Origin of the sequence: Rhodanobacter denitrificans (genome assembly GCF_003335105.1) — a bacterium.
In the GTDB taxonomy this organism is placed as follows: Bacteria; Pseudomonadota; Gammaproteobacteria; order Xanthomonadales; family Rhodanobacteraceae; genus Rhodanobacter; species Rhodanobacter denitrificans_A.
Window position 1 is genome coordinate 389,751 of record NZ_QFWQ01000005.1, and the last position, 23,069, is coordinate 412,819.

A 23,069-nucleotide genomic window follows, 5' to 3' on the forward strand; every position below is an offset into this window, starting at 1 on the left:
TCTCGTTTCCCGCTCCAGTTTTCACGCAGAACCTCGGTAAGCCGGGGTTTTGTTTTTTAGAGGCAACCTGCGATCATCATGGTCGCGATGCACCAAGCAATGGCCAGGTGGCAGAGTGGTCATGCAGCGGACTGCAAATCCGCGTACGCCGGTTCGATTCCGACCTTGGCCTCCATTGCGCAACCGGCTGCCAGCCAGCCCTCGAGACCCGCCGCCGGCGGGTTTTTTTGTGGCCGGGGAAACGCGGGCCGGCCGCGAGCGAGGCGAATGGCCGCATCCGGCACATGCACGCCGGGCAGCAGGACGGAAAATCGCACTTCGGCCCGGTTTTTTGTGGGTTTTGTCATTCAAACCCGTTGGCGGCATCACCGAATTCCCCTACATTCAGCGTGCCGCGAGGCATACGAACCATCCATCACCATTTGACGAGGGGGAAACCCATGGCAAAGACGCAGAAAGCAGCCGCCAAGAGCAAGCCGGCACCGAAGGCCAAGGCCGCTCCGGCCGCACCCAAGCCGATCAAGGAAGTCCTGAACAAGTCCAGCCTGGTGGCGCACATCACCGAAGCCAGCGGTGTGCTGGCCAAGGACGTGCGTGCGGTGCTCGCGGCGCTTGAAGGCGCGGTTGCCGGCTCGGTGCACAAGAAGGGCGCCGGCTCGTTCCAGCTGCCGGGTCTGCTGAAGATCACCGCGGTCAGCGTGCCGGCCAAGCCGAAGCGCAAGGGCATCAACCCGTTCACCAAGGAAGAGCAGTGGTTCGCGGCCAAGCCGGCGTCGACCAAGATCAAGATCCGCCCGCTGAAGAAGCTGAAGGACGCGGCAGCCTGATCCAGCCGGTTTACCCAGCGTCTGTTTTCCCGGTGCGGCGGCTCGACCGCCGCACTTTTTTGGGAAGCCGTGGACTGCAGGAGATGTATGGTGCCCGGACCCGGGATCGAACCGGGATACCCGTGAGGGTGAGGGATTTTAAGTCCCTTGCGTCTACCAGTTTCGCCATCCGGGCTGGAGGTTGGAAGCGAGCCTGCAGGCGGCGCGCATCGTAGCATGCGCCTCGCCGCCGCTCAGCCGGCGGCGCAGCTCAGAACAGGCTCTTGAAGATGTGGATGCCGGCGCTGTACTCGCCGATGATCGTGCCCACGCTGACCAGGAAGAAGTTGAGCAGGGTGCGCGCCACGCGGTTCTTCCACCAGCCGCTCCAGTGCACGATGTCGTCGCGCAGGGTGTCGAAGTCGACCACCCGCGGGCGGCGCGCCCAGGCTTCGGCCATCGCGCTGATGCCGCCGGCGGGGATGCCGGGGCGGAACGGCTTGATCGGCGCGGCGATAAAGGCGGCGACGACGCTGAGCGGGTGGCCGCCGGCAACCAGCGCACCGAGCGCGGCGAAGCCGCCGGTGAACAGCACCCATGCCATCAGCGCCTGCGTGCCCAGCGACGCGTTGCGGTGGAACGCCCAGCCGATCGCGGCGAACACCAGCAGTACCAGCCCGGCGGCCACCCATTTCGGCCAGCGTGCCTTCGGCGGCGAGACGGCAAGCTCGGCGACCTTGGTGGCGGGATCGTCCTGCTGTTCGCGCAGCAAGGTGCACAGGCCCTTGAGGTGGCCGGCGCCGATCACCACCAGTACGCGGCGGTTTTCCGCACCAGCGGAGGGACCGGCTTCCTCGCGCAGGCGCGCGGCCATGAACGCGTCGCGCTCGCCGATCAGGCTGTCGTAGAGCGGTTTCGAACTGCTGGCGAATTCGCTGAACGCGCTTTCCAGCAGGTCGCCCTGTTTCAGTTTCTCGATCTCGCTTTGTTCGATGTCGTTGCGGTCGAACACGCTGGCCAACAGGCCGCCGAGCAGGCCGAAGCGCTGCCAGAAACCCACGCTGCGCCAGGCGCGCTTGAGCGTGGTGCCGACCTCGCGGTCGATCAGCCACAGCGGCAGGCCGCGCCGTTCGGCGCCGTCCATCGCGGCCTTCATCTCGGCACCGGGCTGGATGCCGGACTGGTCAGCCAGGCGCTTCTGGAACGTGGACAGCACCAGGCTGGCGGCGACCATGCCGGCCTTGCCCTGGCGGATCACCTTGAACAGGTCCATCTGCTTGAAGGCTTCCGGGTCGCGCATGCTTTGCGCGCGGCTGTCGCACAGCTCCACCGCCACAGCGTCGAAGTGCTCGTGGTCCAGCAGCGCCTCGACCGCTTCCATGCTGCTGCGCGAGACGTGCGCGGTGCCCAGCACCACGTATTCCACGCCATCGCGCTGCACGCGCTCGATCGGCTGGCCCTGCAGGGCGGCGGGCAGGGCGGTGGCTTCGGTTTCGGGGACACTCATGCGATCAGCGGGCCAGTCGTCGTGGAGAATCCAAGCATGGGGACGACGGCCATGTGGAACAAGCGGCGGCGCAGGGTTTCAGTCACGGAAGCGCCTGAGCAGGTCGGCGTAGGCGTCGATGCGGCGATCGCGCAGGAACGGCCAGATCCGCCGCACGTGCTCGCTGCGCGCCAGGTCGACCTCGGCCAGCAGCAGCTGGCGCTGGTCGGTGCCGGCCTGGGCCAGCAACTCGCCCTGCGGGCCGGCGACGAAGCTGGAACCCCAGAACTGGATGCCGGCGCCGACGCCCGACGGGTCGGCCTCGAAGCCGGTGCGGTTGCACGACAGCAGCGGCAGGCCGTTGGCCACTGCGTGGCCGCGCTGCACGGTGATCCAGGCGTCGCGCTGGCGATCCTTCTCGGCCTGCACGTCGTTCGGGTCCCAGCCGATCGCGGTGGGGTAGAGCAGCAGTTCGGCGCCGGCCAGCGCCATCAGGCGCGCCGCTTCCGGATACCACTGGTCCCAGCACACCAGCACGCCGAGGCGACCGACCGAGGTGTCGATCGGTTCAAAACCGAGGTCGCCGGGGGTGAAGTAGAACTTTTCGTAGAACGCCGGATCGTCCGGGATGTGCATCTTGCGATAGGTGCCGGCGATCGCCGCCGAGCGGTCGAACACCACCGCGGTGTTGTGGTACAGGCCGGCGGCGCGACGCTCGAACAGAGAGGCGACCACCACCAGCTTCAACTCCTCGGCCAGCTTGCCGATGCGCGAGGTGCCCGGGCCGGGAATGCTCTCGGCCTGGTCGAAGATCTCCACCGACTCGTGCTGGCAGAAGTACGGGCCGTTGTGCAGTTCCTGCAGCAACACCAGTTCGGCACCGGCCGCGGCGGCTTCGCGCAGGCCGGCCTCGATCGCGTCGAGGTTGGCGTCGCGGCTGCCGCGGTCGGTTTCCTGCAGCAGCGCGACCTTGAGGGTCTTGCGGGTCATCGGGGTGAATCCTCGGCACAGGCCAGGCCCGATAGTCTAGCCGATGCGATTCAGGCGATCCCCGCCGGCAGCTGCATGGTGATGCAGTGCAGGCTGCCGTTCTGCCAGATCAGCGGGCGGCATGGCACCTGCACCACGACCCGGCCCGGGTGCGCGGCGCCGATGATGCGCGCGGCTTCGTCGTCGGCCTCGTCGTCATAGGCGGGCACCAGCACGGCGCCGTTGACGATCAGGTAGTTCGCGTAGGACGCGGCGAGCCGGCGGCCGTCGTCGATGATCGGCTGCGCCCACGGCAGCGGATACAGCTGGTACGGATGGCCGTCGGCAGTGCATAGCGTCGCCAGCTCGGCGGCCATGCGCTGCAGTTCGTCGTGGTGCGGGTCGCTGGCGTCGGCGCAGGCCTGGTACACAATGCGGCCGCCCGGGGCGAAGCGGGCGAGGGTGTCGATGTGCGCGTCGGTGTCGTCACCTTCGAGATAGCCGTAGTCCAGCCAAAGCACGCGGTCGGCGTGCAGCCCGTCGCGCAGGATCGCGGTCATCTCGTCGCGCGACTGTTCAGGGTGGCGCTGCACCAGGCAGCGCCAGGTGGTGAGGATGGTGCCGTCGCCGTCGCTCTCGATGCCGCCGCCTTCCAGCGCCCAGTCGATGCGCCTGTGCGCGGCATGGCCGAACACGCCGGCCTGCACCAGCCCGGCGACCAGCGCGTCGTCCTGCGCGGCACCGAACTTGCCACCCCAGCCGGTGAAGCGGAAGTCGGTCAACTGAAAGCTGGCATCGCCGCCCTTCAGCGTGATCGGGCCGGAATCGCGCAGCCAGGTATCGTCGTAGGGCAGCTCGACGAAGCGGACCTTGGCGAGGTCCACGCCGGCATCACGCAGCTGCGACTGCACGTGCGTGCGCAGCGCGGCATCCGCGACCACGATGATCAGCGGCTGGAACCGGGTCACCGCGGCGGCCAGCGCCACATAGGTGGTTTCCACCGCGGCCAGCCGCTCGGCCCAGTCGGTGCCGGCGTGCGGCCAGGCGATCAGCACCGCGGCCTGCGGTTCCCATTCCGCCGGCAGGCGCAGGGAGTGGTCGGTCATGCTGGGCGTCTCATGCGGGAACAGGGCCGCGCATTGTACGACGCGGGAACCATGCACATGAGAACGCGGCCCGCGTCGCCACGGGCCGCGTCAGTCGGAAAACCGGCTCAGTTGACGTCGGCCGGGTTGGTGTTGTTGCCGGCCGGCGTGTTGAGCACCGCGTGGATCACGTGGTTGTGCTCGAAATACACGATGAAGTTCGAGTATTCCCAGCGGTTGATCTGCGGGTGCTTCCTGCTGTCGCCGCCGCGCGGCGACAGCTTGCGCTGCGGCGCGCCCCAGGTCTTCTCTACCTGGGCCATGCTCAGCCCACGCGCGGGCAGGTTCATGCCCTTTTCCTGCTGCACGCGGTGGACCAGCAGGCTGTCGCCGTGCTGCGTCCGCGACTGGGCCGCATCGGCCGGCTGCGGCGTGGCCAGACCGGCACTTGCAGCCAGCGCGACGATCAACGGCAAACTGCTCGTGAACTTGACCATGGCTCCCCTCTCCATACAAGGCTGTATGCGGCGTCGTTGTAGCAGAACCGCCGGTACGGCGCCATGCCGACTGGCGTCGATTGCGATGGGTTCGGCATTCGCGCCTGGCACGATCCAGGCGACCGTTCCACCGAGAATAACCTCATCGCCGCTATCATGGGCGGCTGCGGGCGACGACCCGCCCGGTTCCGATCCAGGCTTTCCATGATTTCCTTCCGACATTTCGCCTTGCGCCGCGGCAGCCGCCTGCTGCTTTCCGACATCGACCTGGTGATCCAGGGTGGCTGGCGCCTCGGCGTGATCGGCCGCAACGGCTGCGGCAAGTCCAGCCTGTTCGCCGCGCTGCAGGGCACGCTGGAGGGCGACGCCGGCGAGCTGGAGATGTCGGGCAAGCTGCGGCTGGCCTCGGTGGCGCAGGAAACCCCGGCGTTGCCGGATGCAGCAATTGACTACGTGCTGGGCGGCGACGAGGAACTGGCTGCCGCGATCCGCGACGAGGTCGAGGCCGGCGAGCGCGGCGACATGGAGGCGATGGCTAAGGCGCACCACCGCATCGAGGAGCTGAACGGCTACGACGGCCGCGCCCGCGCCGGGCGCCTGCTGCACGGTCTGGGCTTTCCGCCGGAAACGCACGAGCGCGCGGTGCAGGAATTCTCCGGCGGCTGGCGCGGGCGACTGAACCTGGCGCGCGCACTGATGTGCCCGTCCGACCTGCTGCTGCTGGACGAGCCGACCAACCACCTCGACCTCGACGCCGTGCTGTGGCTGGAGGAATGGCTGCGCCGCTACCAGGGCACCTTGCTGATCATCTCGCACGACCGCGAGTTCCTCGATGGCGTGATCACCCACACGCTGCACCTCAACGACGGCAAGGCCAGGCTGTATACCGGCAACTACAGCGCGTTCGAGCGCCTGCGCGCCGAGCAGCTGCGCCAGCAGCAGATCTCGCACGAGCGCGAGCAGGCCGAGCGGGCGCACCTCCAGTCCTTCATCGACCGCTTCAAGGCCAAGGCGACCAAGGCGAAGCAGGCGCAGTCGCGAATGAAGCGGCTGGAGAAGCTGTCCGGTACCGAGGCGGTACGCGCCGAGCGGCCCTTCAGCTTCCAGTTCCCGGCGCCGGGGCGGCTGCCCGATTCGATGCTGCAACTGGAGGACATCGTCGCCGGCTACCTGGCCGATCCGTCCACGCACGGGAACGAGGCGGCGCACATCGTGTTGTCCGACGTGCGCTTCAGCATCGAGGCGGGCGAGCGCATCGGCCTGCTCGGTCCGAACGGCGCGGGCAAGTCCACCCTGGTCAAGACCCTGGTTGGCGAGCTCGAACCGTTCGGCGGCGAGCGCAAGGTACACAAGGACCTGAAGATCGGCTACTTCGCCCAGCACACGGTGGAAAGCCTGCGCGAGGGGGCGAGCCCGCTCGACCACCTGCAGGACAAGGCGCCGGGCGTGGCCACCCAGGTGATGCGCGATTTCCTCGGCACCTGGAATTTCGCCGGCGACCGCGCGTTCGAGTCGGTGGACGGCTTTTCTGGCGGCGAACGCGCGCGCCTCGCGCTGGCGCTGATTGCCTGGGACAAGCCGAACCTGCTGCTGCTCGACGAACCGACCAACCACCTCGACCTGGACATGCGCGAGGCGCTGGCCGACGCGCTGGCCGATTTCGACGGCGCGCTGGTGCTGGTCTCGCACGACCGCCACCTGCTCGGCATGGTCTGCGACAGCTTCTGGCGCGTCGCCGACGGCGAGGTGGCGACGTTCGACGGCGACCTAGACGACTACGCGCGCTGGCTGAAGACGCGTACCGCCGCGAACAAGAAAGCGGCGAAGGCCGATGCGACGCCGAAGCCGGTGGTCAAGGTCGTGGAAGTTCCGCCGGAGGAGCGCCGCCGCCAGGGCGCCGCCCAGCGCGAGAACGAGAAGGCCGCGCGCCAGCGGGTAAAGAAGATCGAGACGCGCACCGCCAGCATCGACACCGAGCTGGCCGCGCTGGAGGCACAACTGGCTGACCCGGCCACCTACAACGGCGCGACCAGCGACATGATGCGGCTGGGCCAGCGCCAGACCGAACTGCGCGGTGAGAAGGACGCGCTGGAAACCGAGTGGCTGGCATTGGTCGAACAATTGGAATCCTGAAGAAATGTCCAATTCGGAGCGATCGCTGCAACTGTGGCTGCCCTCTTTGGCGCACGTCGAGCCGACGCATCCGCTGCGTGCATGGTTGCCCCGAGCCGACCGACTGCCGGACGGCGGCGTCGGCTACCTCGGCGGCCTGGGCGAACATTTTTCCGGCGTCGACGTGGGCGTGCCGGCCGCGGCGATCACTCGCCAGTTCATCGCCGGCGATGCGGGTGGCGAGGTCTGGCTGGGGGCCGATCCGGCCTGGGTGCAGCCGGACATGAACGGCGTACGCCTGCTCGCCTGCGGCCGCATGGGTCTGGACATGGATGAAGCACGTGCGCTGGCCGAGCCGCTGCGGCCGGGGTTCGACGAGGCCGGCATGCAACTGGAGCTTTCCACGCCGGATCATTGGCACCTGCGCCTGCCGGCCGATACGCCGTTGCCCGGCTTCGCCGCGCCCGAGCAGGCGCTGGGCGAAGACCTCGCACAGCACCTGCCGCAAGGTCCGGAAGGACGCCGCTGGCGCGTGCTGCTCAACGACGTGCAAGTGCTGCTGCACCAGCATCCGCTGAACGCCGGGCGGCAGGCGCGCGGCCAGTCGCCGGTCAACAGCCTGTGGTTGTGGGGTGGCGGGCGCCTGCCGCCGCCATCGACCAGCGAACTGGCGCGCGTGGTCAGCGACGACCTGCTGCTGCGCGCTCTGGCCGCACGTGCCGGCATCGCCCAGCAGTCGCGCGCGAACGAGGCGATCGCCGGCGGCGGGGCCGGTTGGCTGATCGACCTGCAGGACCTGCCTGCGCGGGAGATTGCCACCCGTTGGTGGCCGGCACTGCTGCCGTTGCTCGAACGCCAGTCCGTCCTACTGCATTTCGCCAGCGGCGAACGCTGGCTGCACAAACCCCGGCATCGCTGGCGCCTGTGGCGCGGGGCGGGGCGTTGAGCGTGCTGCAGCTGCGGCGGCGCGAGAGCCGGGGTGCTCCCGCGGGCTGGCCGGATTCGGTGCATCCGGTGCTGCGGCAGGTCTACGCCGCGCGTGGCGTACTGGAGCCTGCCCAGGTCGAACATCGCCTGGCACGGATGCTGTCGCCGCAGCTGCTGGGCGGCATGGCGCCGGCGGTCGAGCTGCTGGTCGAGGCGATCCGCGACGACTGGTCGATCCTGATCGCCGGCGACTACGACTGCGACGGCGCCACCGGTACCGCGGTGGCGGTGCGCGGGCTGCGCCTGCTCGGTGCGAAGCGGGTGGATTACGCGATTCCGAACCGCTTCGTGCACGGCTACGGACTGAGTGCAGCGTTCGTGGCGTCGATGCAGCCCACGCCGCAACTCATCGTCACCGTCGACAATGGCGTGGCCAGCGTCGCCGGCGTGGCGGCGGCGAAGGCGCGCGGCATCAAGGTCATCGTCACCGATCATCACCTGCCGGGCGAACAGTTGCCAGCTTGCGACGCAATGGTCAATCCGAACCTCGCCGGCGACGGTTTTCCAAGCAAGGCGCTGGCTGGCGTGGGGGTAATGTTCTACCTGCTGCTGGCGCTGCGCGCGAAGTTGCACGGGCAGGGTGCGTTCGGCGCGGCAAAACCCGATTTGTCGCCGCTGCTTGACCTGGTCGCTCTGGGCACGGTGGCCGACCTGGTGCCGCTGGATTTCAACAACCGCGTGCTGGTCGAGGCGGGCCTGCAGCGCATGCGCAGCGGCCATGCCTGCGCGGGCATCACCGCCCTGGTCGAGGCCGGCAAGCGCAGCGTGGCCACGCTGTGCGCCAGCGATCTCGGCTTCGTCGTCGGGCCGCGGCTGAACGCCGCAGGACGGCTGGAGGACATGCGCCTCGGCGTGGCATGCCTGCTCACCGACGACATCGCACAGGCACGTCACCTTGCCGGGGAGCTCGACGCGATCAACCGCGAGCGGCGCGACCTGCAGGCATCGATGGTGGCCGAGGCCGAGGTGATGGCTGCCGGCCTCGGCCCAACCGACGCGGTGGGCGTGGCCCTGTTCGAGCCGTCGTGGCACGCCGGCGTGGTGGGCCTGGTGGCCTCCAAGCTGAAGGAGCGGCTGCACCGTCCGGTGATCGCGTTCGCACCCGCCGGCATTGAAGAGTGCGGCGAGGGATCGCCGCCTTTTGATTCTGGCGCACAGGAAGTGCGCACAGGTAACACCCAACTGCGTGGCTCGGCGCGCTCGATCCCCGGGTTCCACATCCGCGACGCGCTGGCCGCGATCGACGCGCGCCAGCCCGGCCTGATCGAGCGCTTCGGCGGCCATGCGATGGCCGCGGGACTGAGCCTGAAGGCCGACGACTACCCGCGCTTCGCCGCGGCCTTCGACGCGATCGCGCGCGAACTGATCGAGCCCGAGCGCCTGCAGGCAGTGCTCTACACCGACGGCGAACTGCCGCCCGGCACAACCACGCTGGCGCTGGCCCGGCAGCTGCGCGCCGCGGGGCCGTGGGGGCAAGCGTTCCCCGAACCGCTGTTCGACAACCTGTTCGAGTGCGCCGGCTGGAAGGTGATGGGCGAAGGCCACCTGCGCCTGCAACTGCGCGATCCGCGCGACGGCGCCGTGCACGACGCGGTGATGTTCAACGCGTACCACGGCCAGCCACCGCCGCCGCTGCTGCGCGCCGCCTATGAACTGACCATCAACGACTGGCAGGGACGCGAGACGCCGCGCCTGCTGCTGCGGCACATCGAGCCGGCCTGAGTCCGTTTCCCGATTCCCACCGCGTTTTCACGCGCGGGAGGCCACACTGGCGATCCCCACCCCGCGGAGAATGCCCGTGATCGCACAGATAGAAGGATTGCCGGCCGGCACGCTGGGCTTCCGCGCCCACGCCCAGGTCACGGCGGCGGATTACGAGAACACCATCGTGCCCGAGGTCGAGGCGGCGTTCGCGCTCAACCGCAAGCTGCGCCTGCTGTACGTCACCGCCGATGACTTCACCGGGTTCGACCCCGGCGCGATGTGGGACGACGCCAAGCTGGGCATGCGCCACTTCAGCGGCTGGGACCGCGTTGCGCTGGTCACCGACGTGCCCTGGCTGCGCGGCACGGCGATCGCCTTCAGCTTCGCCATACCGGCACAGTTCCGCCTGTTCCACGGCGTGGAGGTCGAGGAAGCCACCCGCTGGATCATGGCCCCGGGCGACAACTGAGGCGCACGGCCTGATGCCGTACGTACTTGCCAAGCGCCGGCGGATCTGTTCAAGTTGGGCCATGTATCCCGTCGCCTCCAGCACCCTGAACTCCACTGCGCTTTCCGCGCGGGGCTTCGTGCTGGCCGGCAACAACAATAATCGCGCGAACAATAACGCCAACCGTTGGCGGGCCCGCGCGTAGCTGCAAGTCTCCACGAAAAATACGCGACGAAGGCCCGCCCTGTGCGGGCCTTCGTCGTTTTGGCGTGCGGCACGGAAAGATCGTGCTGTTTCTGAAGAGTGCGGGCATGGATGCCCGCTTTTGACCCTCGCGATCAGGGACGAGCGCAAAGGAGACATCAGATGTGTTCGATCTTCGGAATATTCGACCTGCAGCCGGGCGACGACCTGGCGGCCTTGCGCCGTGTGGCGCTGGAGCTGTCGCAGCGCCAGCGCCATCGCGGGCCGGACTGGAGCGGGGTGTTCGTCGACGCCGGGGTGATCCTGGTGCACGAGCGGCTGGCCATCGTCGACCCGGCTAGCGGCGCGCAGCCGCTGCGCTCGCGCGACGGCGCGCTGGCGCTGGCGGTGAACGGCGAGATCTACAACCACCGCGAGCTGGCATCCGGGCTGGACTACGACTTCACCACCGGTTCGGACTGCGAGGTGATCAACGCGCTGTACCGTGCGCAGGGCAGCGACTTCGTGGGCAGGCTCAACGGCATCTTCGCGTTCGCACTGTGGGACGGCGCGGCGCAGCGCTACCTGATCGCGCGCGATCCGATCGGCGTGTGCCCGTTGTACTGGGGACACGATGCGCAGGGTCGGCTGTGCGTGGCCTCGGAGATGAAGGCGCTGGTCGGCGTGTGCGCGGACGTGGCAGCATTCCCGCCGGGCCATATGTACGACAGCGCCAGCGGCGAACTGCGGCGTTACTACGAAAAGCCGTGGCGCGACTATGCCGCCACGCGCGGCCATGACGTGGCGGCGCCGGCCTTGCGCCAGGCCTTCGAGCAGGCCGTGCATCGGCAGTTGATGACCGACGTGCCCTACGGCGTGCTGCTGTCGGGCGGCCTGGATTCCTCGCTGGTCGCCGCCTGCGCCGCGCAGTTCGCGCGCGAGCGGGTCGAGGACGACGACCGCAGCGAGGCCTGGTGGCCGCGCCTGCATTCGTTCGCGATCGGGCTGGAAGGCTCGCCCGACCTGGCCGCCGCCCAGGTCGCCGCCGATGCGCTGGGCACCGTGCACCACGGCTTCGTCTACACGTTCTGGGAGGGGCTCGATGCGCTGCCGGAGGTGATCCGCCACATCGAGACCTACGACGTGACCACCATCCGCGCCGCTACCCCGATGTACCTGCTGGCGCGGCGGATCAAGGCGATGGGCGTGAAGATGGTGCTGTCGGGGGAAGGCTCGGACGAGATCTTCGGCGGCTACCTGTACTTCCACAAGGCGCCCTCGGCCGAGGCCTTCCACGAGGAGACCGTGCGCAAGCTCGACGCGCTGCACAGCTACGACTGCCTGCGCGCCAACAAGGCGATGATGGCCTGGGGCGTGGAGGCGCGGGTGCCGTTCCTGGACCTGGAGTTCATCGACGTGGCGATGGGGCTGGACGCCGCGCGCAAGATGGCCGGCAACGGCAAGATCGAGAAGCACGTGTTGCGCGAGGCGTTCGACGGCGCCTTGCCGAAGGAAATCCTGTGGCGGCAGAAGGAGCAGTTCAGCGACGGCGTGGGTTACGGCTGGATCGACGGCCTGAAGGCGCACGCTGAGCAGGCGGTCAGCGACCGCGAGTTCGCCGCGGCGGCGGCGCGCTACCCGTTCAACACGCCGGCGACCAAGGAGGCGTATTTCTACCGGCGCATCTTCGAGCAGCATTTCCCCGGCGAAGCCTGCGCAGCCACGGTGCCCGGCGGCAAGTCGATCGCCTGTTCCTCGCCGGCCGCGCTGGCGTGGGACCCGGCGTTCGCGAACGCGGCCGACCCGTCCGGGCGGGCCGTGAGAGGCGTCCACGCCCAGGCGCTGGCGTGAATGCGGCCGGCCGATGGTAGGGCGGGCACTGCCCGCCCGCTTTTGACCGGTGATGGCTAAGAGCGGCGGGCAGTGCCCGCCCTACAACGCGGGGGCGCCTGCGGCAAACGGGTCTGTTATTCTTGTGCGCTTGCCTGCCACAATGATTTCGCCATGATCGAGACCAATCCCATCCTTGCGCAGATCGCCGACCTTCGTGGCCGCGTCGAGTCGCTTAGGGGGTATCTTTGACTACGCTACGAAAAGCGAACGTCTGGAAGAAGTAACCCGCGAACTGGAGAGTCCCACCGTGTGGGACGATCCGGCGCGCGCGCAGGAGCTGGGACGCGAGCGCGCCCGCCTGCACACGATCGTCCACGGCATCGACACGCTGACCGCCGGGCTGAATGACGCCGGTGACCTGCTGGAAATGGCGATCGCCGACGGCGACGACGACACCGCGCAATCGGTGATCGACGACCTTGCCAAGCTCGAATCGCAGGTCGGCAAGCTGGAGTTCCAGCGCATGTTCTCCGGCAAGATGGACGCGATGAACGCGTTCGTCGACATCCAGGCGGGCGCCGGCGGTACCGAGGCGCAGGACTGGGCCGAGATGCTGCTGCGCATGTACCTGCGCTGGTGCGAGAACCGCGGCTGGAAGACCGAGTTGATGGAGGTCTCCGGCGGCGACGTGGCCGGCATCAAGTCCGCCACGTTCCGCGTGGAGGGCGACTACGCCTACGGCTGGCTGAAGACCGAGATCGGCGTGCACCGGCTGGTGCGCAAGAGCCCGTTCGACTCGGACAACCGGCGACACACGAGCTTTACCTCGGTATTCGTGTCGCCGGAGGTCGATGACGACATCGAGATCGACATCAATCCGGCGGACCTGCGCACCGACGTGTACCGATCTTCCGGCGCCGGCGGCCAGCACGTCAACAAGACCGAGTCGGCGGTGCGCATCACGCACATCCCGACCAATACCGTGGTGGCCTGCCAGACTGGCCGCAGCCAGCACCAGAACCGCGACACCGCGATGAAGATGCTGGCCGCCAAGCTGTACGAGCTCGAGATCCAGAAGCGCAATGCGGAGAAGGATGCGCTGGAAGCCACCAAGTCCGACATCGGCTGGGGCAGCCAGATCCGCAACTACGTGCTGGACCAGAGCCGTATCAAGGACCTGCGCACCGGCATCGAGCGTTCCGACACCCAGAAGGTGCTCGACGGCGACCTCGACGAGTTCATCGAGGCGAGCCTGAAATCCGGCCTCGAGGCCGGCGCCAAACGCATCGACGCGTGACGCCCGACTCCTCCCGCTCCGCTCACTGACGAGGTAGCTCGCATGAACAGCAAGAAGATCTGCGCAATCCTGATCGCCTCTGCCGCGCTGGCGGCGTTCGGCGCGGCAGCACAGTCGCAGCAGGGCAGCGCCGGGCAGGGCATCAAGCAGGATGCCAAGGCGGTCGGCCATGGCGTCGCCGACGGCGCCCGCGATGTCGGCCACGCGACCAAGCATGTCGCCAAGAAGGTCGGCCACGGCGCTAAGGAAGCCGGCACCGGCATCGGCCACGGCGCGAAGAAGGCCGGCGTCGCCGTCGGTCACGGCGCTCGCGAAGGCTGGGACGCGACCAAGCACGCGGTCAAGCAGGTGTTCGGCAAGGACGGCTGACGCACGGCGGCGAGGCGGAGACACCGGCACATCAAGTCGGCAACCGCCAGATAGACGAGAAAGCGCCCGCCAACCGGCAGGAGCGCAGGCAGCATTGGAATTCCCATGAGCGAAACGACCGATACCCTCCCCATCGACGAGAACAAGCCGGACGTCAATCGACTTGTCGCCGAGCGTCGCGAGAAACTCAAGGCGCTGCGCGGGCAGGGCATCGCGTTCCCCAACGACTTCAAGGTCGACAGCTTCGCCGGCGACCTGCAGGCTGAGTTTGCCGACAAGGAGGCGCACACGGCCGAAGTCGTCGACGCGCTGGCGCGCCGCGTGAAGATGGCCGGGCGCATCGTGCTGAAGCGCGTGCAGGGCAAGGTCAGTTTCGTGCAGCTGCAGGATTTCAGCGGGCGCATCCAGCTGTTCATCCATCAGGGCACGCTGGGCGAGGCCTACGAGGCATTCAAGGGCTGGGACGCGGGCGACATCGTGGGCGCCGAGGGCGTGCTGATGCGCACCAAGACCGGCGAACTCTCCGTCCGCGTCGACCAGCTGCGCCTGCTGACCAAGAGCCTGCGTCCGCTGCCGGACAAGTTCCACGGCCTTGCCGACGTGGAGCAGCGCTATCGCCAGCGCTACGTCGACCTGATCGTCACCGAGGAGGCGCGGCGCACCTTCATGCTGCGCTCGCGGATCATCGGCTACATGCGCCAGTGGCTGGAAGCGCCGGCGCGCCGCTTCATGGAAGTGGAGACGCCGATGATGCACATCATCCCCGGCGGCGCCACGGCCAAGCCGTTCACCACCCATCACAACGCGCTGGATCTGGACCTGTACCTGCGCGTGGCGCCTGAGCTTTATCTCAAGCGCCTGGTCGTCGGCGGCTTCGACCGCGTCTACGAGATCAACCGCAACTTCCGCAACGAGGGCGTGTCGACCCGGCACAACCCCGAATTCACCATGCTGGAGCTGTACCAGGCCTACGCCACCTATCACGAGATCATGGACCTCACCGAGGCGGTGATCCGCGATACCGCGCAGGCCGTGCTGGGCACCACGCAGCTGGAATGGGACGGCGCCGCGATCGACGTCGGTCCGGCGTTCCGCCGCTGGCGCATGGAGGACGCCGTGCTGGAGCACAACCCGGAGATCCGCCGCGAGGAGCTGCGCGACCGCGAGGCGATGGCCGCGCATGCGAAGCGCCTGCACGTACAGGTGAAGCCCGGCTACGGCTGGGGCAAGCTGCTGTTGGAGATCTTCGAGAAGACCGTCGAGCACACCCTGGTCCAGCCTACCTTCATCACCGACCATCCGGTCGAGGTGTCGCCGCTGGCGCGCGAGAGCGATACCGACAAGGGCATCACCGACCGCTTCGAGCTGTTCATCAACGGCAAGGAGATCGCGAATGGCTTTTCCGAACTGAACGACCCGGAAGACCAGGCCGCGCGCTTCCAGGCCCAGGTCGATGCGAAGGACGCCGGCGACGACGAGGCGATGCATTTCGACGCGGATTACATCCGCGCGCTGGAAGTGGGCCTGCCGCCCACCGGCGGCCTCGGCATCGGCATCGACCGGCTGGTGATGCTGCTGACCGGCTCCGCCTCGATTCGCGACGTCCTGCTGTTTCCCTACATGCGCCCGGAGGCCTGAACCATGTGGTACGCGATCGTCGGCACCGACAACGTCAATTCGCTGGAAGCGCGCAAGTCCGCGCGGCCGGCACACCTGGCACGCCTGCAGCAACTGCAGGATGAAGGCCGCATGCTGCTGGCCGGACCGTTCCCGGCGATCGACGCGGAGGACCCGGGTCCGGCCGGCTTCAGCGGCAGCCTGATCGTGGCCGAGTTTTCCTCGCTGGCGGAAGCGCAGGCCTGGGCCGGTGCCGATCCGTACGTCGCCGCCGGCGTCTATCGCGAAACCACGGTCAAGCCATTCCGCAAAGTACTGCCGTGAGCTCACCGCCCGTCATCGAGCAGATCCGCGGACGCCTGCAGGCCGCCTTTGCGCCTTCCGAGTTGGAAGTGCTGGACGAGGGCCACAAGCATGCCGGCCATGCGGGGGAGGGCAAGGGCCACTTCCACGTGCGCATCGTCAGCGCCGCCTTCGCCGGCCAGTCGCCGATCAGGCGCCACCGGATGATCTACGCCGCGCTCGACGGATTGATGGACAGCGGCATCCACGCCCTGTCAATCGATGCAAAGTAAAATATCATTAAATACAATAATATAAATTGCATTGTTCAAGTAATACTACATGCAGGAATGCATTGCAGCGCCGCGCCGCGTTTGGCACAGTGCCTTGTCGCCCGACCTGCGCGGGCAAGACCGATGACCCAATGACGACCGCATGCGCCTGACCACGATCAAACTCGCCGGTTTCAAGTCCTTCGTGGACCCCACCACCCTGCACCTGCCGAGCAACATGATCGGCGTGGTCGGCCCGAACGGTTGCGGCAAATCCAACATCATCGATGCGATCCGCTGGGTGATGGGCGAGAGCGCGGCCAGCCGCCTGCGCGGCGATTCGCTGACCGACGTGATCTTCTCCGGTTCCAACACGCGCAAGCCGGTGGGGCAGGCCACGGTCGAGCTGATCTTCGACAACGCCGACGGCTCGATTCAGGGCGAGTACGGCCAGTACGCCGAGATCTCGGTGAAGCGCCAGGTCACCCGCGACGGCCAGTCCGCCTACTTCCTCAACGGCGCGCGTTGCCGCCGGCGCGACATCACCGACCTGTTCCTCGGCACCGGCCTCGGCCCGCGCAGCTACTCGATCATCGAGCAGGGCATGATCAGCCAGATCATCGAGGCGCACCCGGAAGAACTGCGCACGCACCTGGAAGAAGCTGCCGGCATCTCCAAGTACAAAGAGCGGCGCAAGGAGACCGAGAGCCGCATCAAGGCCACCCGCGAGAACCTCGACCGTGTGAAGGACGTGCGCGACGAGGTGGACAAGCAGCTCGAACACCTGAACCGCCAGGCCCGCGCCGCCGAGCGGTGGAAGGCGCTGAAGGAAGAACAGACGCGCAAGGAGGCCGAACTGCGCGCGCTGGAGTACCGCGGCCTGACGAGGCAGCATGCGGGCGAGGGCGAAGTGCTCACCGCCGCCGAGATTGAGATCGAGAAGCAGCTGGCCGGCCAGCGCCAGATCGAGGCGCAGCTGGAAAGCGTGCGCGAACGCCACACCGACGCCAGCGAGCACCTGAACGCGGTGCAGGCCGAGGTATACAAAGTCGGCGCCGAGATCGCCCGGGTCGAGCAGCAGGTGCGCTACAACAAGGAGACCGCCGAGCGCCTGCAGCGTGCCCACGGCGACGCCGAGCGCGAGCATTGCGAGCTGGCTGCGCACATCGCCACCGACCGCGAGCAGGTCGAGGCGCTGCGCCTGGCGCTGGCCGAAGGCGAGCCGAAACTCGAAGCCCTGCAGCAACTGCAGGACGACACCGCCGAAGCCCAGCGCAGCACCGAGGCGAAGCTGGCCGACTGGCAGCAGCGCTGGGACAGCCACACCCGCAACGCCGGCGAATCCAACCGTGCGGCCGAGGTGGAGCGCACCAAGCTCAACTATCTCGATCGCCAGGCGATCGACCTGTCGCGCCGGCGCGAGGCGCTGGAAGCGGAGCAGAAGGCCACTGACGTGGCCGCGCTGGACGCCGCCGGCCAGCAGCTGATCGACGAACACGACACCCAGCGCGAACGCGTCGAGACCCTGGGCAGCCTGCTCGACCAGCACAAGTCCGGCCACGAGAAGGTGCTGGAGGAAGAGCGCCAGGTGCAGTCGGCGCTGAACGAGGCGCGCCAGCAGCTGCAGGCGGCTCGCGGCCGGCACGCCTCGCTGGAGGCATTGCAGCACGCCGCTCTCGGTCAGGAGGAAAGCGCCGCCAGCGGCTGGCTGGCACGACTGGGGCTGGACCGCTCGCGTCGCCTCGGCGAATCGCTGCAGGTCGAGGCGGGTTGGGAAACCGCGGTGGAAACCGCGCTGAGCGGCTTCCTCGACAGCGTACTGGTGGACGGCTCGCATGCACTTGCCGCCGAATTTGGCGCTCTGGAGAACGCCGACGTCGCGCTGCTCGATGCCGCCGACGGCGGCGCCAACACCGCCGGCACGCTGGCCGCCCACGTGCGCGGGCCGGCGGCGGCGCTGGCGATCCTCGGCCATGTGCTGACCGCCGAGTCGCTGGGCGAGGCGCACCAGCGCGTGGCCTCGCTGTCCGCGCTGGCGCCGTACCAGTCCGTAATCACTCGCGGCGGCGAATGGCTGGGCCCGGGCTGGGCGCGGGTGCGGCGCGCGCAGGGCAGCCAGGTCGGCGTGCTGGCGCGCGAGCGCGAGCTGCGCCTGCTCACCGAGCAGATCGCCACGCTCGAAGCGCAACTGGAGGAGTCCAGCGAACGGCTCGATACGCTGCGCACCAGCAAGTTCGAGGCCGAGCGCGCGCGCGACGACGCGCAGCGCGAGCTGTACAACGCCCATCGCCGCCAGTCCGAACTGGCCGGCCAGCTGCAAAGCCATCGCGGCAAGCTGGAAACCGCCCGCGCCCGCGCCGAAAAGGTCAGCGGCGAACTGGGCGATCTCGCGGCCCAGCTCGACGAATTGCAGAACCAGACCCGCGAGGCGCGTGCGCGGCTGGACGAGTCGGTCGGCCTGATGGGCGACCAGGAAGACCAGCGCCGCGAGCTGGAGAACGAACGGCGCACGCTGCTCGAAGCGCGCGAAGAGGCGCGCATGAATGCGCGCGAGGCGGCCGAGCAGTCGCATGCGCTGGCGCTGGCGCTGGAGTCGAAACGTTCCTCGCTGGGCTCGCTGGAACAGGCGCTGGGCCGCATGGATGCCCAGCTGCGCCAGATCGAGGCGCGCCGCAACGAGATCACCGAACAGCTCGCCGCCGGCTCCGACCCGATCGCCGAACTCGAAGCCGAACGGCAGGCTTACCTGGACCAGCGCCTGCTGGTCGACAGGCAGCTGGTCGAGGCACGCCGCGCGCTGGAAGACTGCGACGTCGAATTCCGCAAGCTCGAACAGCAGCGGCACCTGGCGGAGCAGGGCCTGGCCAGCCTGCGCGAGGGCCTGTCCGAGAAGCGCCTAGCCGCCCAGGCGCTGCAACTGCGCGCCGCACAGCTGGCCGAGGCGATCGCCACATCCGGCCTGGCACTGGAAACCCTGCTGGCCGAACTGGCCGAGAATATCGACGCGAACCAGTGGCGCGCGCAGCTCAACGAGATCGGCCAGAAGATCGTGCGGCTGGAGCCGGTGAACCTGGCCGCGATCCAGGAACATGCCGAGCAGAGCGAACGCAAGACCTATCTGGACAACCAGCTCGCCGACCTCACCAGTGCGATGGAAACGCTGGAAGGCGCGATCAAGAAGATCGACCGCGAGACCCGCCAGCGCTTCAAGGAAACCTTCGACAAGGTCAACGCTGGCGTGCAGGAATTGTTCCCGCGCCTGTTCGGCGGCGGCCATGCCTACCTGGAACTGACCGGCGACGACTTGCTCAACACCGGCGTGTCGATCATGGCCCGGCCGCCGGGCAAGCGCGTGTCCAACATCACCCTGCTGTCCGGTGGCGAGAAGGCGCTCACCGCGGTGTCGCTGGTGTTCGCGATCTTCAGCCTCAATCCCGCGCCGTTCTGCCTGCTGGACGAAGTGGACGCGCCGCTGGACGAGGCGAACGTGGGGCGCTTCTCCGGCATGGTGCGCGAGATGAGCGAAAAGGTGCAGTTCATCTTCATCAGCCACAACAAGGCCACCATGGAGGCAGCCAGCCAGCTGTGCGGCGTGACCATGCGCGAACCGGGCGTGTCGCGACTGGTGCAGGTGGACCTGGCCGAAGCGGCTAAACTGGCAGGAGCTGCCTGAGGATCCCATGATGACGCTGCAACCCGTGACCGCCCTTGCCTGGAACCCCGCCGTCGGCATTCCGCTGCTGATCGTCGGCGTCATCGTGCTGGCGCTGATCTGGTTGTTCGGGCAGCCGAAGAAGGAGCAGGGCAAGCGCCGGGTCGCGCCGGGGCCGCACGCCGCCGGCGAGCGCCGCGAACCCACGCTGGGCGGACAGGACGGCGGACCGGCCGTCGACGGGCCGTTCATCGGCGATATCCCGCCACAGCAGGGCGAGCTGGACGTTGGCTTGCGCGAGGAACTCGAGCGGCTGGGTGCCACGCTCTCCGGCGAACACGCCAGGCCACCGGCGCCGGCCGCCAGGCCGAGGACACCGCCCAAGCTGGCCGATCACGTCGCCTCGATCATCGATGCCCTGCGCGCGCCGAGTTCCGGCGAGCCGGTGCCGCCGAAGGACGTTCCGCCCGTTGCGAAGCCGGCACCGCCGGCCGCTTCGCCGGCGGCCTTCTCGCCGCCGCGTTCCGACCTCGGCCGGCGCCCGCCGCAGCTGCCGGTCGAGCGCATCGTCACGCTGTTCGTGGTGGCCCGCGAAGGAGGGCGCTTCAGCGGAGCTGACCTCGTCGTCGCCGCCGAAAAGGCCGGGCTCGAATTCGGCGACATGGGCATCTACCACCGCCTGGTCGACGGCAAGCGCGAGCTGGGGCCAATCTTCAGCGTGGCCAACATGCTCAAGCCCGGCAACTTCGATCTGGCGCGGCTCGACGCCCTGCAAACGCCGGGAGTGAGCTTCTTCATGACCCTGCCGGCGCCGCTGCCCGCATTGGACGCCTGGGACGCCATGCTGCCCACGGCGCAACGCCTCGCCGAACTGTTGGACGGTCAGGTGCTCGACGAGGAGCGCAATGCACTGGGCCGCCAGGGCATCGCCCACATCCGCGACCAGCTGCGTGGCTGGGACCGCGACCATGAAGGCAAGGAAATCATCTTCGGGCGGTGACGCCCGGATCAGCCGGCCATCTGACGACGCGGCAGTTTCCAGCCCGGCCGGATGAAGTGGCAGGTGTAGCCGCCGGGGTAGCGCTCCAGGTAATCCTGGTGCTCCGGCTCGGCCTCCCAGAAATCGCCGGCCGGCGCCACTTCGGTCACCACCTTGCCGGGCCACAAGCCAGACGCATCCACGTCGGCGATGGTGTCCTCGGCGACGCGTTTCTGCGCGTCCGACGTGTAGAAGATCGCCGAGCGGTAGGAACTACCGCGATCGTTGCCCTGCCGGTTGGGCGTGGACGGGTCGTGGATCTGGAAGAAGAATTCCAGCAACGTGCGATAGCCGATCCGCGCCGGATCGAACACGATCTCGATCGCCTCGGCATGGCTGCCATGGTGGCGGTAGGTGGCATTCGGCACGTCGCCGCCGGTGTAGCCGACCCGCGTCGAAACGACACCGTCCTGGCGGCGAATCAGGTCCTGCATGCCCCAGAAGCAACCGCCGGCCAGGAGCGCACGCTCGGTCGTCATCGCACGTTCTCCACCTGGTCCAGGTAATCGCCGTAGCCTTCGGCCGCCATGTCGTCGCGGTGGACGAAGCGCAGCGAGGCCGAGTTGATGCAGTAGCGCAGGCCGCCGCGATCGGCGGGGCCGTCGGGGAAGACATGGCCAAGGTGGCTGTCGCCGTGCACCGAACGCACTTCGGTGCGGATCATGCCGTGCGTGGTGTCGCGCCGTTCGTTGACATTCGCCGACTCGATCGGTTTGGTGAAACTCGGCCAGCCACAGCCGGATTCGAACTTGTCGGAGGAGGCGAACAGCGGTTCGCCAGACACCACGTCGACATAGATGCCCGGCTCGCCGTTGTGCAGGTATTCGCCGGTTCCGGGATATTCCGTGCCGTTCTGCTGGGTCACCCGGTACTGCTCCGGGCTCAGGCGCGACAGCGCATCCGGGTTCCTGATATAGCGTGACATGTCGAACCTCCTCCCATTTTGTCTCTCATCCGATTCAACATGGCTGTCGCCGTGCCCATATCAAGTCCCCGTACCCGGGCTGATGGAAGAAGAGAGCAGTAGGGGATCGTGCACGGATACGTGCGCGTTCTGGCCGGTGCTGGCCGCGCTGATCGTACTCGGTGTCGGTCGGGACATTGACGGCACGAACGCCGTCATGCGGCGGAAGATCCTGCCACCGCTTCCCCCGAGCCTGGACTCGCGGCGGTAGCGCAGGCTTTCGCCTACCGCCGCGACATTTGCCTGCTGCTTCGTCGACCCGCATCGGAGCCGGAGCGACCCCGTATTCACCTACTTCGGCGAAGCCGGGGAAGTGGTTGCGGACCGTACGGGTGCAATGCGACGTCCCAACCTGATCCCGGTCAATGCATACCCTGCATGGATTTCGAGCTGAAGAACAGGTAGAAATTGGACGGCACCTCGACAGCCTGGCCTCGCTGTTCGGCTTGACGCAGTTTCGCGACCGAAGTGATGCCAAAGCCGCCATTCTGATCCGGCCAATCGGCCGGATCGGTCACCAGCACCGGTTCCACTTCCCACCAGATGGCGTTTTCCGTGTTCGCACGCGCATCGGCGACCACGTGGCTGTGGTTCGGCGTGGGCAGGAAGACATTCGACGCTGGCGGAGGCAGTTTGCCGAGGGCGACCAGCACCTTGCCGAGATCGACCGTGGAAGCATGCATCGTGCATGTGCCCGGCATCGAACCCGGTCCGGGACAATCGGTGAACACCAGCGGCTTGATCTTGTAGGCCTCCGGAACCGCGCCGAAAAGCTGGATCAGCGTCTTGCCGAGTGCGGGTCCGCACAGCGTGCCGGCCCTGACTCCGGTCGGGCAGGGGATGGCATCGTCGGGGTTCTGGTCGTGGTTGAGCGAAAACATCGGAACCAGCACATAGAGAATGGCCGTTTTCCTGGCGTCCTCGCCGGTCGGGTCAATCGTGGGCTGGATGCCGGCCTGGCAGATGGGCGTCTGGAATTCGCCAGGGTCCGATTGCGCCAACACGCCGTTGTGGTTCAGATCGTCGCGGGGCTGATGGACGCAGGCAAAGTTTTGCTGGTAGGTGAACTTGACCAGCTCGCCGTGCGAAAACCCCGCGGTCTGATTGGGTTTGAGCGATTGGGCGTAGGCGCCGCCGACCGCAAACAGCGCCGCAAGCACGGCCGCTGGCAAGAGCCTTGAGACTGAACGCTTGGTGGGTTTCATGGTGCCCTCCTATGGGGATCCATATGGCTGCGTACGCCCCACGCCCCGGCATCGTGAATGAAGGGATCTTGGGCATACGGGTCAGATACGAGGGCCGTCGGCCATCGGATGCACGAATGAACAAGAATTTTTGGAATGTTCGCCGCAGCTGGCGTCGGCCGGGACCATAGGCGCCCACCGCTGGCTGTCGTGAGGTACTGAAGGCGGGAGGAGTCGTCACCCGACCATTACAACGAAAAGCCATCGGCAAGGGCGGTCTGCC

At 67.7% G+C, this 23,069-nt stretch carries 20 protein-coding genes and 2 tRNA genes; 14 read left to right on the forward strand and 8 right to left on the reverse strand.

Annotation, left to right across the window (positions count from 1 at the left end):
* Positions 1–101: 101 nt before the first annotated feature.
* A tRNA-Cys gene (locus tag DEO45_RS09080) sits at positions 102–175 on the forward strand.
* Positions 176–440: 265 nt separating this feature from the next.
* Positions 441–827, forward strand: a complete 387-nt coding sequence (locus DEO45_RS09085; RefSeq protein WP_114342761.1) for an HU family DNA-binding protein — start codon at positions 441–443, stop codon at positions 825–827.
* Between the two features lie 88 nt (positions 828–915).
* Here the strand turns inward: DEO45_RS09085 and DEO45_RS09090 are convergent.
* The 5 genes from DEO45_RS09090 to DEO45_RS09110 all read right to left on the reverse strand — a co-directional run bounded on the left by DEO45_RS09090 (position 916) and on the right by DEO45_RS09110 (position 4,843).
* Positions 916–1,002, reverse strand: a tRNA-Leu gene (locus DEO45_RS09090).
* 75 nt (positions 1,003–1,077) lie between these two features.
* Entirely contained in the window at positions 1,078–2,313 is a 1,236-nt protein-coding gene (locus tag DEO45_RS09095; protein ID WP_114342764.1) for a TraB/GumN family protein, read from the reverse strand.
* A gap of 78 nt (positions 2,314–2,391) precedes the next feature.
* Positions 2,392–3,282, reverse strand: a complete 891-nt coding sequence (locus DEO45_RS09100) for a carbon-nitrogen hydrolase (RefSeq protein WP_114342766.1) — start codon at positions 3,280–3,282, stop codon at positions 2,392–2,394.
* Positions 3,283–3,332: 50 nt separating this feature from the next.
* The gene (locus DEO45_RS09105) at positions 3,333–4,367 is read right to left on the reverse strand and encodes an agmatine deiminase family protein (protein WP_114342768.1); all 1,035 of its coding nucleotides are present in this window, start codon (positions 4,365–4,367) and stop codon (positions 3,333–3,335) included.
* Between the two features lie 107 nt (positions 4,368–4,474).
* Positions 4,475–4,843, reverse strand: coding sequence for a hypothetical protein (locus DEO45_RS09110; protein WP_114342770.1), 369 nt, complete (start codon positions 4,841–4,843; stop codon positions 4,475–4,477).
* 204 nt (positions 4,844–5,047) lie between these two features.
* Here DEO45_RS09110 and DEO45_RS09115 point away from each other — a divergent pair, with 204 nt between their 5' ends.
* From DEO45_RS09115 to zipA, 12 genes are all read left to right on the forward strand, one after another.
* A complete protein-coding gene (locus DEO45_RS09115; protein WP_114342772.1) occupies positions 5,048–6,976 on the forward strand; it encodes an ABC-F family ATP-binding cassette domain-containing protein in 1,929 nt (642 codons plus the stop codon).
* Between the two features lie 4 nt (positions 6,977–6,980).
* Positions 6,981–7,901: a phosphoglycerate mutase gene (locus tag DEO45_RS09120; RefSeq protein WP_114342774.1), complete on the forward strand. Its 921-nt coding sequence runs from the start codon at positions 6,981–6,983 to the stop codon at positions 7,899–7,901.
* Positions 7,898–9,664: a single-stranded-DNA-specific exonuclease RecJ gene (locus tag DEO45_RS09125; protein ID WP_114342776.1), complete on the forward strand. Its 1,767-nt coding sequence runs from the start codon at positions 7,898–7,900 to the stop codon at positions 9,662–9,664. Before DEO45_RS09120 ends, DEO45_RS09125 begins: the two co-directional genes overlap by 4 nt.
* A 76-nt stretch (positions 9,665–9,740) precedes the next feature.
* Complete coding sequence (locus DEO45_RS09130; RefSeq protein ID WP_114342933.1) at positions 9,741–10,115, forward strand: STAS/SEC14 domain-containing protein; 375 nt, start codon at positions 9,741–9,743, stop codon at positions 10,113–10,115.
* 345 nt (positions 10,116–10,460) lie between these two features.
* The gene (gene asnB, locus DEO45_RS09135; protein WP_114342778.1) at positions 10,461–12,128 is read left to right on the forward strand and encodes an asparagine synthase B; all 1,668 of its coding nucleotides are present in this window, start codon (positions 10,461–10,463) and stop codon (positions 12,126–12,128) included.
* A gap of 153 nt (positions 12,129–12,281) precedes the next feature.
* Positions 12,282–13,407, forward strand: a protein-coding gene (gene prfB / locus DEO45_RS09140) for a peptide chain release factor 2 (RefSeq protein WP_114342781.1) whose coding sequence is annotated in 2 segments (ribosomal slippage) — positions 12,282–12,356 and positions 12,358–13,407 — 1,125 coding nt in all. Because the reading frame shifts where the segments join, the coding sequence is not laid out codon by codon here.
* Positions 13,408–13,449: 42 nt separating this feature from the next.
* Complete coding sequence (locus DEO45_RS09145; protein WP_114342783.1) at positions 13,450–13,776, forward strand: hypothetical protein; 327 nt, start codon at positions 13,450–13,452, stop codon at positions 13,774–13,776.
* 105 nt (positions 13,777–13,881) lie between these two features.
* Positions 13,882–15,414: a lysine--tRNA ligase gene (lysS, locus tag DEO45_RS09150; RefSeq protein WP_114342786.1), complete on the forward strand. Its 1,533-nt coding sequence runs from the start codon at positions 13,882–13,884 to the stop codon at positions 15,412–15,414.
* 3 nt (positions 15,415–15,417) lie between these two features.
* A complete protein-coding gene (locus DEO45_RS09155) occupies positions 15,418–15,717 on the forward strand; it encodes a YciI family protein (RefSeq protein ID WP_114342788.1) in 300 nt (99 codons plus the stop codon).
* Positions 15,714–15,968, forward strand: a complete 255-nt coding sequence (locus DEO45_RS09160) for a BolA family protein (protein WP_114342790.1) — start codon at positions 15,714–15,716, stop codon at positions 15,966–15,968. The genes DEO45_RS09155 and DEO45_RS09160 overlap by 4 nt, the downstream gene beginning before the upstream one ends.
* Positions 15,969–16,110: 142 nt before the next feature.
* On the forward strand, positions 16,111–19,620 hold the full coding sequence (gene smc / locus DEO45_RS09165) for a chromosome segregation protein SMC (RefSeq protein WP_114342793.1): 3,510 nt from the start codon (positions 16,111–16,113) through the stop codon (positions 19,618–19,620).
* A gap of 10 nt (positions 19,621–19,630) precedes the next feature.
* Positions 19,631–20,599, forward strand: coding sequence for a cell division protein ZipA (zipA, locus tag DEO45_RS09170; protein WP_114342935.1), 969 nt, complete (start codon positions 19,631–19,633; stop codon positions 20,597–20,599).
* Positions 20,600–20,607: 8 nt separating this feature from the next.
* Here zipA and msrA read toward each other — a convergent pair whose 3' ends face one another.
* The 3 genes from msrA to DEO45_RS09185 all read right to left on the reverse strand — a co-directional run bounded on the left by msrA (position 20,608) and on the right by DEO45_RS09185 (position 22,807).
* Entirely contained in the window at positions 20,608–21,117 is a 510-nt protein-coding gene (gene msrA, locus DEO45_RS09175; protein WP_114342796.1) for a peptide-methionine (S)-S-oxide reductase MsrA, read from the reverse strand.
* Positions 21,114–21,563, reverse strand: coding sequence for a peptide-methionine (R)-S-oxide reductase MsrB (gene msrB, locus DEO45_RS09180; protein ID WP_114342799.1), 450 nt, complete (start codon positions 21,561–21,563; stop codon positions 21,114–21,116). The genes msrA and msrB overlap by 4 nt, the downstream gene beginning before the upstream one ends.
* Before the next feature lie 401 nt (positions 21,564–21,964).
* Positions 21,965–22,807: a hypothetical protein gene (locus DEO45_RS09185; RefSeq protein ID WP_147269693.1), complete on the reverse strand. Its 843-nt coding sequence runs from the start codon at positions 22,805–22,807 to the stop codon at positions 21,965–21,967.
* Between the last annotated feature and the right edge of the window lie 262 nt (positions 22,808–23,069).